Below are 8,430 nucleotides of genomic sequence, written 5' to 3'. Positions count from 1 at the left end.
TCGATACCGAGGCCCCTGTGATAACAGCAGCGAGCCAGGGAGGCGACATTGGTTGTAACCCAACAGCCGAAGAGATCGAAGCAGCATTGGGCGGCGCGAGCGTATCGGATAATTGTGATACCGGACTGAGCGCAGATTACAGTGACGGAGACGTTAGTTCCGACGGATGTATGATGAGCCAGACCCGTACATTCACAGCCGTAGACGAATGCCTGAATGAAGCCGTTCCGGTAGAGGTCACCGTGATGTGGAAAGTCGATACCGAGGCCCCTGTAATTCAGAGCGAAGACTACGCCGTATGTGAAGAAGAACTTCCTTACGATATGACAGTTAGTTGGACAGATAATTGTTCTGGAGCTGGTGAGTTGACAGCGGTTGGCGTACCATTTAGTGAAACAGTCTGTGAGATAGTTTATTCATACTCGTTCACTGTAACTGATGATTGTGGCAATACAGCTGAAAAAACAATCTATGTAACCAGGGAGACTATTAAGTATGGAAACTGCGAGACAGCTTTTGCTAAGCTCGATAATGACGATGCACATTGTTTTATCGGCGATTATAATTTCAACCGTTGGGGATGGACGAATCAGATAACGGAAGAAGGTGATTATACGTTGCCGATTTATGCAGGTGCCGGACAATGCGATATTAGCAAAGGCGCACTTGTTGGTAACGTTGTTGTTAGCTACTGGAGCGGTAAGGTAACTGTTGAGTACATGATTAATGAAGGATATGCGATGAGTGAAGCCCATATTTATGTTGGTTGCGATCCGTATCCAACGATGAAAAATGGAAAACCTACAGTTGCTCCGGGACAATTCACCTTTAATGGAGGAGCGTTAGATCACGTTAATGGCCTTACTGCTGAGTTTACAGACATACAGGGAGCATTCTATGTTATTGCACATGCTGTGACGTGCGAGGTGATCTGTAGTTGTGGTCAGTCTGAAGGACCAATATATGCGACCGATTACGACCCCATGGAGTTGGGGATTGATTGCACGAAGGAAGCGGAATCAGTCTCTTACAATACGGAAGAAGCGATTGATATCTCTGTTATTCCGAACGGTCAAGGGAAGTCTACATTGAAAATCAAAACGTATCCAAATCCATTTGGAAGTGAACTTCGTTTCGAGTTTACACCGAATCAGGATGGAGATGCCATTATTCAGATTTTCGACTTGAATGGTTCGTTGATTGACGTTGCCTTTACTGGAAAAGTACAGAAGGGAGTTTCACAAATTGTGAGATTTGATGGATCAACTCTTCCGGCAGGTCACTATATGTATAAGTTTTTGAATAATAAACAGATAATAACCGGTAAACTTGTAAAGAACAAGTAGCGGATTTGAGTTCGAATTAGAAGGGTGTCAGTTGGCACCCTTTTTTTTGTCCCCATATTTTTTCTGTTGGGAGCATCCTTGACGGGAGTTTTTTTATCCTCGGAAAAATAGTTCACCTTTGCAAAATGAATCAGAAGTCCCTCTTTTCGAATACCATTTTCTTGGCCATTGTTGCTTGTCTGCTTTGGTCCTCAGCCTTCGTAGGTGTTAAAATCGGATTGAATTATCACACACCGTTTCAGTTCGCCGGCGTTCGGTTTACGATTTCCGGACTGATGCTGTTTTTGTATTTCAATAATCGGAGAGAGTACCTGGATCAGCTCTGTCGGCATTGGAGGTTTATTGGGCAGATGGGCTTATTGCAAACAGTTGTTATTTACATGCTTTTCTACTCCGGTATTAATTTATTGCCGGCGGCGATATCGGCCATGATTATTGGTTCATCCCCTTTGTTTATTTCCACTGTTTCCCATTTTTATTCGCACAACGACAAAATGGATGGTCTAAAAAGTGTCAGTCTTTTGTTAGGAGTAGTTGGGGTTGCCATTATAAGTTTGAGTGGATCTGACATTAGTTCCGGTCCGCAACTCAGTGTTTTTGGTGTTTTGCTTTTGTTGACGAATAATCTCATTTCCGGCTTTACCAATGTTTTAGCGGCGCGCAAACCGGCGAATCTTTCTCCGATTGTATTAAGTTCATCTTCCTTGTTTTTTGGAGGTTTGGCTTTGGTGGCCATTTCAATACCAATTGAGGGGTACGGGTTGAAGGCTGTTTCAACGGCGTATTTTGTGTCTTTAGCTTGGTTGAGTTTTTTATCGGCTGCAGCTTTTGCCATTTGGTTTACCCTGCTTAGCCGTCCGGGAGTGAAGGTCTCAGAGTTGAATACCTGGAAATTTCTGGTTCCTGTTTCCGGTGCGATTCTTAGTTGGCTCATTATTCCTGAGGAAACTCCTGAAATTGCATCGATCGCTGGAATGGTCGTTATTGCTTCTTCTTTGCTGGTCATGAATTATTCAAATAGAAGAAATTCAGTTTCTGTTCGTAAAAAAATTCAAACAAATGCTATTTAACATTGATTTAGTAGATAAAAAAATCTATTTTTAACAGAAGTAAAATTAAGAACTTCTGATATGATTTTATCGATCTTACCAAATTGGCAAGAACTAAGTTTGCTTCAACAGATATATTGGGCAATAGCAATTCCGTCAACCCTGGTTTTTATATTTATTTTGATTACCACTATTGTTGGATCGGAGGTCGGAGTCGACGTCGATACAGATATGGATACGATTCTCGCTGACGGAGATAGTATTCCATTTCAATTTTTGTCTTTAAAAAATATTATCGGATTCTTTACCATGTTTGGGTGGTCGGGACTCGGCTTTATTGATCTTGGTTGGTCTTACCTGTTGGTGATTTCTTTGTCTTTTGTATGCGGTTTTCTGATGATGGTGGCAATGGCTGCAATTTTCTATTTTATGTCAAAACTGACAGAAAGCGGTACGCTCAATCTTAACAATGCGGTTGGCAAAATAGGAGGCGTTTACCTGACCATTCCAGCTTCGCGCTCAGGATTCGGAAAAGTTCAAATTACAATACAAGGAAGTCTTGAAACATTGGATGCCATGACTGACGATGAGTTCCCGATTAGTACAGGAGCAATTATTTCCGTGGTATCAATAATCGACCAACAAATTCTTCTGGTCACCAAAAATTGAGATTGACAATCAATGTATTCACGCGTCCTGAGTTGTATCCTTCCAACTCAGGTTTAAAATCAAATAGTTTATTCTTCTAGAAACCCATAAAAACAAAAATCAACTACAATGGACAATTATTTTGTAATTATGGTCAGCATTGCTGTCCTGTTCATCTTTATCATTATCACTGCAATGGTCAAACGCTACAAGCGTTGTCCGTCCGATCGAATTCTTGTTGTTTACGGAAAGGTTGGAAAAGGCATTAACAGTGAATCCCGTTCTGCCAAGTGTATTCATGGGGGAGCCGCTTTTATATGGCCAATTATTCATGCCTATGAATTTCTGGATTTAACGCCAATTTCAATTGAGATTAATTTGAAAAGTGCATTGAGTAAGCAGAATATTCGTGTTGATGTTCCTTCGCGTTTTACGGTTGGGGTATCTACTGAGCCCAGTATTATGAATAATGCTGCTGAACGTTTGCTCGGTTTGTCTCAGGAGTCGATTAGTAATTTAGCAAAAGATATCATTTTCGGTCAGTTGCGTTTGGTCGTGGCTACCATGGATATTGAAGAAATCAATAGTAATCGGGACAAGTTTTTGGCCGCTGTTTCGTCGAATGTCGAAGCAGAACTGAAAAAAATCGGCTTAAAGCTAATCAACGTAAACGTGACTGATATTAATGATGAGTCGGGGTATATTGATGCTTTAGGGAAGGAAGCTGCTGCGAAAGCCATCAACGACGCTAAGAAAAGTGTTGCTGAGAAAAACCGTGACGGGGAAATTGGTCAAGCTGAAGCACATCAGGAACAGCGCGTGCAAGTCGCCAAAGCTGATGCTGTTGCTGTTGAAGGTGAAAATATTGCGAAAGTAACCATTGCCAATTCGGATGCCGATCGTCGGGAAAAAGAAGCTGAAGCCCGCCGGAAAGCTGTCGCTGCCGAAAAAGTTACAGAGGCGAAAGCCTTGGAAGAAGCCTACGCTGCAGAGAAAGAAGCCGAGGTTGCCCGTGCCGAACGCGACAAAGCTACCCAGATTGCAAACGTTGTGGTACATGCCGAAATCGATAAACAAAAAGTTGAAATTGCGGCAGAAGCAATTGCTGAACAAACCCGCCGCGAAGCCAAAGGGGAAGCGGATGCGATTTATCTGAAAATGGATGCTCAGGCCAGAGGTATTTTCGAAATTCTGAGCAAGCAAGCTGAAGGTTTTGAAATGTTGGTGAAAGCTGCCGGCAACAATTCGAAAGACGCGGTGATGATGATGATTGCCGACAAATTGCCTGAACTGGTTAAAACACAGGTCGAAGCCATCAAGAATATTAAAATTGACAAAGTTACTGTTTGGGAAACAGGTAATGGGAAGGACGGTAAAACATCGACAGCCAATTTCATGCAGGGCATGTTGGGTTCTATTCCGCCGCTCGATGATGTCTTCAAAGCGGCAGGTTTGGAGTTGCCGGATTATCTAAAAGGAAAAACGAAACCGGAGTCTGCAGAATTGGTTGGAGACGAACCGGAAGTGAATGAATAACGTTCAACGAATACAATAGAAAGGGTAGCTTTGGCTATCCTTTTTCGTTTTTAATCTTCGAGTACCTGCAGGTCAATTTTCCTGAACTCAATTGGGTGCCCTTCCGATTGAATTGAAATGGTTCCGCCATGCAGAATTTTATCACCGTTGGGCGGTAAAAGTTTGGCATAGGTCTCGTCCTGTTCATCCAATTGTGGCTGACTATATTGCAAAACCAATTCTCCGTTCAGGAAATGCTTGATTGTGTCGCTCCGGACTTCAATCTCTGCTACAATCCATTCACCCTGAGGGCATGTTTTCGACCCTGAACTAATACAATGCTCACGAGTTAATTCACCCGACAAAACGATATTGGTTCCCGGCGTGCAAACATTCAGGTTACTCGGATTATAAGTGCCATCGCTTCCCAATAGTTGTACTTCAATCGATGTCGGGAAATTCTGATCTATTTCCATGCTCTCCGGGCTTTGTCCAAAAATCATGACACCGTTGTTCAGGTATGTCCATTCAGGCGCGTCGGCCATGTGTTGACCAAAAAAACGATACTCGACTCTCAATCGGTAATTGGCAAAAGGCTTGTTATAAAAGAGATGCCCAAAGTAGTTGTCAAAACGATCGTATTGATCGTAACTGACTTTCAGTAGCCCGTCTTCGACTCGAAACGTATTTTTGAAGTCTTCTCCGGCTTCAAATCCTTTAATCTTTACTGTCCAGTTATCCAGATCTTTGCCGTTAAACAATTGGATCCATTTGCCTTGTTTATCGTCGCCTTTAAAAGCGGTTAAGATAAAGAATCCGATTAGGAGTAAAGAGAATCCGATTTTGTTGCGAGTTTTCATGATTGTGTTATTGGTTAGCGACTGAAAATTAATAAAATAAGATTTAAATCCATGTAGATATTGTGTCATTAAGTTGTATTCTGGAATACAGTCAACAAATTAAAATTCGAATAAATTAACCAGATGGTTAAAATTATTGGTTAAAACTATTGACTTGTATTTTGGAATCTACTATGTTTGCCAAATGATTTAACCAAATAGTTAAACCAAGAAGGAAATGGAAGTTAAAAGAGATAATACCGAGGAAAAGATTATTGATGCCGCGACCGATGTCTTCGTACAAAAGGGGATGGATGGAGCCCGCATGCAGGAAATTGCCGACCGGGCAGGTATCAATAAAGCGTTGCTTCATTATTATTTCCGGAGCAAGGAAAAGCTTTTCGATGCGATTTTCACCAAGCTGGTTGGAATTTCCTTTCCACAAATCGGTCAAATTTTGCAATCAGATCTGCCCGTATTGGAGAAAATCGAAATGGTGATTGACACTTACGTTGACTTGTTACTCAAGTATCCGTTTTTACCCGCTTTTATCATTAAAGAAATGAATCGCGATGCGACGCCGTTTTTTAAGTTCATTGAGAAGAGAGGATTTGCGATTGCCCCGATTTTCAATATGCTTCAAAAAGCAATGGATGACGGAGTAATTGTAAAGACGAGGCCGGAGCATTTGGTTGTCAATGTAATTGGCTTGTGTGTTTTTCCTTTTGCTGCCCGGCCAATGATTAACCATGTTGCTTTCCATGGAGATGATAAAGCATTGAAACAATTTCTATCCGAGCGGAAAGTAGAAGTCAAAAAGTTTGTACTGAAAGCCATTCAACCCGAATAATCAGAATTTATGAAGATCAGATTTGTCCTTTTATCGTTGATTTTGCTGTTTGCTCAACAGCTGTTTGCTCAACAGCCGGTAAGTTTAGCCGACTGTCAGCAGTGGGCCCGCGAGGTACATCCACTGATGAAACAAAAGGAGTTGTATCGACAAATGAGTGAGCTCAAGTTGGATAATATTCAAGCTGCCTGGTTGCCCCGGCTGGATGTGAATGCTCAGGCTAGTTACCAGTCTGATGTCACCCACATCGGGATTTCGATGCCTGGAGTGGACATTCCGACAGTTTCGAAAGACCAATACAAAGCTTACCTGGATGTAAAGCAAAACATTTGGGATGGAGGTGTGACTAAAGCTCGCAACGAGATGGAGCAAGCGCAAACGCAGACTAGTTTGCAGAGCGTTGAAGTCAGTTTGTATCAAGTCAAAGACCAGGTGAACAACTTGTTTTTTTCATCTTTTTTAATTCAGCAAAACTTGAATTTGTTGGACAAAAAGGAGGAGACACTGGCTGCACGTAAAAAGCAAATGGATGGAGCGCTGGCGAATGGCGCAATCTTACAGTCCGATTTAGATCAGGTTGCAGCAGAGATGATCAAAGTAAATCAACAACAACTGGAGTTGCAGTCGCAGCGCGAAACAACATTGGCAGCTTTGGCCATTTTGACCGGCAAAGAAACTACGGACCTCGAAAAACTGGAGATTCAAACAAACGAGATTATGGCCGGGACTGAAATTAAGCGGCCGGAAATGGACTTTTTTCAGCAGCAGTCAGACTTGCTGGCGGCCTCATCGGATCTGACGCAAAAGGCGCGTAATCCGAAATTGTTCGGTTTTGGACAGGCTGGTTACGGACGCCCGGCGTTAAATATGTTGAATGATAATTTTGACACCTTTTATATGGTCGGAGTCGGTATGAACTGGACGATTATCGATTGGAAACAAACCAAACGCACGAAAGAAGTGATGCAGCTGCAACAAGAAGTGGTGCAAACGCAACAAGCGCAATTTGAGCGAAATATTACGATTGCATTGGACGGACAAGCCCGAAAAATAACGCAGTTAAACGAAATACTAAAAAGTGACTGGGAGCTGATCGGACTGCAGGAACGCATTACGCAAAGTTCAGCCTCAAAGCTTGAAAACGGAGCAATTACAACAGCAGATTATTTACAGGACTTGAATGCAGAACTGGCTGCCCGGATCACTTTTGAAACGCACAAAGTACAGCTGGAATCGGCCAAGGTCAATTATCAGAATTTACTCGGACAATAGAAAAATAATAACTCATGAAAAAATACTTACTCTTATTCGGAATTATTGCTGCCCTGTTTTCGTGTCGGGGTGGCGAGGATGCTTCGGATGCTTATGGCAATTTCGAGGCTGATGAAACAATCATCTCGTCGGAGATTGCCGGGAAATTGCTGCGTTTCGAAGGTGAAGAAGGTCGCCAGGTGAAACAGGGCGATGTGCTGGCAATTATCGACAGCAGCACTGTTAGCCTTCAGGTTCAGCAACTGCAGGCTCAGGTAAAAGCGGTTGAGACGAAAAAAGTCAATCTTCGTTCACAGATCGAAGTGTCCAGACAACAGCTAAAGAATGTGAAGGTGACCCAGGAGCGAATTCATAAGCTGTTTGCCGGCAAAGCCGCAACACAACAGCAACTGGATGATGTGGATGGTCAGGCTTTAGTACTGGAACAACAAATTCAAAGCCAGCAAACTCAATTTGTTTCAATCGATAGTGAACTCGCTGTGTTGCAAGCCCAAATTGCGTCGGCCAAAAACCAATTGGACAAATCGGTCATTACCAGTCCGGTGAATGGCACGATCCTCGAAAAATATACCGAGTTGGGCGAGTTGGCTGCTCCTTCCAAAGCCTTGGTCAAACTGGCCGACCTGTCAGAGCTCGACCTTCGGGTGTACGTTAGCGGTGCCCAGTTGCCATCGGTTAAGCTGGGGCAAAAGGTTGATGTGCTGATTGATCAGGATAAAAAGACGAACCAGCACTTGTCCGGAGTTGTCAATTGGATTTCTTCGGAAGCAGAATTCACGCCTAAAATTATACAGACCAAAGAAGAGCGGGTGAAGATGGTTTATGCGGTCAAGGTGAAAGTAAAGAACGATGGTCGCCTGAAAATCGGCATGCCGGGAGAAGTGAACTTTGAGTGATCACTGTGACTGAAC

At 42.9% G+C, this 8,430-nt stretch carries 8 protein-coding genes; 7 read left to right on the top strand and 1 reads right to left on the bottom strand.

Annotation, left to right across the window (positions count from 1 at the left end; genetic code table 11):
• The 4 genes from GJV22_RS02185 to GJV22_RS02170 all read left to right on the top strand — a co-directional run.
• Window positions 1-1,346, top strand: a 1,346-nt coding sequence (locus GJV22_RS02185) for a T9SS type A sorting domain-containing protein (RefSeq protein WP_163708033.1), incomplete at its 5' end; no start/stop codon positions are given.
• Window positions 1,347-1,471: 125 nt separating this feature from the next.
• Window positions 1,472-2,416: a DMT family transporter gene (locus GJV22_RS02180; RefSeq protein ID WP_163708030.1), complete on the top strand. Its 945-nt coding sequence runs from the start codon at window positions 1,472-1,474 to the stop codon at window positions 2,414-2,416.
• Window positions 2,417-2,476: 60 nt separating this feature from the next.
• On the top strand, window positions 2,477-3,064 hold the full coding sequence (locus tag GJV22_RS02175) for a hypothetical protein (protein ID WP_163708027.1): 588 nt from the start codon (window positions 2,477-2,479) through the stop codon (window positions 3,062-3,064).
• Window positions 3,065-3,172: 108 nt separating this feature from the next.
• Window positions 3,173-4,579, top strand: coding sequence for a flotillin family protein (locus GJV22_RS02170; protein ID WP_163708026.1), 1,407 nt, complete (start codon window positions 3,173-3,175; stop codon window positions 4,577-4,579).
• 50 nt (window positions 4,580-4,629) lie between these two features.
• Here the strand turns inward: GJV22_RS02170 and GJV22_RS02165 are convergent, their stop codons facing one another.
• Window positions 4,630-5,418, bottom strand: coding sequence for a 3-keto-disaccharide hydrolase (locus tag GJV22_RS02165; RefSeq protein WP_163708023.1), 789 nt, complete (start codon window positions 5,416-5,418; stop codon window positions 4,630-4,632).
• Between the two features lie 217 nt (window positions 5,419-5,635).
• Between GJV22_RS02165 and GJV22_RS02160 the strand changes: the two genes are divergently transcribed.
• From GJV22_RS02160 to GJV22_RS02150, 3 genes are read left to right on the top strand one after another with little or no spacing between them, the layout of a single operon-like run.
• Window positions 5,636-6,247, top strand: coding sequence for a TetR/AcrR family transcriptional regulator (locus tag GJV22_RS02160; RefSeq protein WP_163708020.1), 612 nt, complete (start codon window positions 5,636-5,638; stop codon window positions 6,245-6,247).
• 9 nt (window positions 6,248-6,256) lie between these two features.
• Window positions 6,257-7,519: a TolC family protein gene (locus GJV22_RS02155; protein WP_163708018.1), complete on the top strand. Its 1,263-nt coding sequence runs from the start codon at window positions 6,257-6,259 to the stop codon at window positions 7,517-7,519.
• Window positions 7,520-7,533: 14 nt separating this feature from the next.
• A complete protein-coding gene (locus tag GJV22_RS02150; protein ID WP_163708014.1) occupies window positions 7,534-8,415 on the top strand; it encodes an HlyD family secretion protein in 882 nt (293 codons plus the stop codon).
• Window positions 8,416-8,430 lie beyond the last annotated feature (15 nt).

It is taken from the genome of Mangrovibacterium lignilyticum, assembly GCF_010882175.1.
Classification (GTDB): Bacteria; Bacteroidota; Bacteroidia; order Bacteroidales; family Prolixibacteraceae; genus Mangrovibacterium; species Mangrovibacterium lignilyticum.
Note: the sequence above shows the minus strand (reverse complement) of the source record. Positions and strands in the feature narration are given on the sequence as shown.